We start from the raw sequence: 1,842 nt of genomic DNA, 5'->3' as shown, positions 1-1,842 counted from the left end.
TCCCCCGCCTCCCCCGCACCCGCCGCGCGCCCGACCGCGCTGGTGACGGGGGCGACCGCCGGCCTGGGCGCCGGCTTCGCCGACCGCCTCGCCGCCCGCGGGCACGACCTGGTGCTGGTCGCGCGCGACGCGGCGCGCCTGGAGGACAGCGCCGCGCGCCTGCGCGCGCGGCACGGGGTGGCGGTGGAGGTGCTGGCCGCGGACCTGGCCGACCGGGCGGCGCTGGCGCGCGTGGCCGAGCGGGTGGCGGACCCGGCGCGCCCGGTGGACGTGCTGGTCAACAACGCCGGCTTCGGCCTCAAGCAGCGCTTCTTCGACGGCGACCCGGCCGACCACGAGCGGATGTTCGACGTGCTGTGCCGCGCGGTGCTGGTGCTCTCGCGCGCCGCGGCGGGCGCGATGGTGCCGCGCGGGCGCGGGCACGTGCTCAACGTCGGTTCGGTGGCGGGCATGGTGCCCGGCGGGGGGCACTACTCGGCCGCCAAGGCGTACGTCATCGTGCTCACCGAGACGCTGGCCGGGGAGCTGCGCGGCACCGGCGTGGGCGCCACCGTGGTCGCCCCGGGGTACGTGCGCACGGAGTTCCACGCGCGCTCGGGGATGCGCTCGGGGGGGCGCTCGGCGCTGACGCAGCGCGTGTGGCTGGACGTGGACGACGTCGTGGACGCGGCGCTGGACGACACGTTCGCCGGCCGGGTCGTCAGCGTGCCCACGCGCCGCTGGAGGGCGGTGTCCACGGTGCTGGACGTGGTGCCGCGCTCGGTGGTCAGCCGGGTGTGGAACTCGATGCCGGGCGGGGCCAGGCGCCGCCACCCCGGGGGCGGGCGCTGACGGGTCACCCCGTCAGCTCACAACGCAGGGTAGCCATCCGATAACCTAGCGTTGTGAACCGTGCCCCCTCGGCCGGGTCCACGGGGGCGGTCGTCGACGACGAAGCAGCCCGCCTGGCGGCCCTGCGCGACTACGTCGACGTCACCGCCGCACCGCCCCACGAGCTGCAGGCCGTGGTGCGCCTGGCCACCCGGGTCACCGGGCTGCCCAACGCCGTGGTCAACGTCATCGACGAGAAGCTGCAGCGGCAGCTGGCCGCCGAGGGCTTCGAGCGCGGCGACTGCGCGCGCGAGGACTCCATGTGCGTGCACACCCTGGGCGCGGGCGCGTTCGTCGGCACCGTCGACGCCAGCGGCGACCCGCGCTTCGCCGCCAACCCCTGGGTCGACGGCCGGCTCGGTGCCGTGCGCGCCTACGCCTCCGCCCCCCTGCTCACCCCCGACGGCCTGGCCCTGGGCACCCTGTGCGTCTTCGACTCCGCCCCGGGCGCGCTGAGCGCCGCCCAGCGCGCCGGCCTCGCCGACCTCGCCTCCCTCGTCGTGTCGATCTTCGACCGCGAGCGCCGCGCCCGCCAGGAGGTCGAGACCCGCGAGGCCGTCCTGCGCGCCGAGCGGGCCGCCGAGACCGCCCGCGCGCTGCAGACCGCCCTGCTGCCCCCCTCCCTGCCCCGCGGCGGCGCGGTCGACCTGGTCGCCCGCTACCTGCCCGGCACCGGCGGCAGCGAGGTCGGCGGGGACTTCTACGACGCCGTGCGCACCGAGAACGCCCTGGTCGTCGTCATGGGCGACGTGCAGGGCCACAACAGCGCCGCCGCCGCGCTGATGGGCCAGGTGCGCACGGCGGTGCGCGCGTACGTCAGCGAGGGCCACGAGCCCTCCGCGGTGCTGGAGCGCACCAACCGGCTGCTGCTCTCCACCGGCGCGGAGCTGTTCGCCACCTGCTGCCTGCTCTCGCTGGACGAGGACACCGGCGAGGTCGTCCTCGCCAGCGCCGGGCACCCCCCGCCCGTGC

At 77.3% G+C, this 1,842-nt stretch carries 2 protein-coding genes; both read left to right on the top strand.

All coding sequences use genetic code 11. The features are described from left to right. On the top strand, positions 1 to 831 hold an 831-nt coding region (locus tag GTR00_RS20035), incomplete at its 5' end, for an SDR family NAD(P)-dependent oxidoreductase (protein WP_240900686.1). A gap of 53 nt (positions 832 to 884) precedes the next feature. Further along, on the top strand, positions 885 to 1,842 hold a 958-nt coding region (locus GTR00_RS26080), incomplete at its 3' end, for a PP2C family protein-serine/threonine phosphatase (RefSeq protein ID WP_205706264.1).

Source organism: Kineococcus indalonis, assembly GCF_009906395.1.
Lineage (GTDB): Bacteria > Actinomycetota > Actinomycetes > Actinomycetales > Kineococcaceae > Kineococcus > Kineococcus indalonis.
Note: the sequence above shows the minus strand (reverse complement) of the source record. Positions and strands in the feature narration are given on the sequence as shown.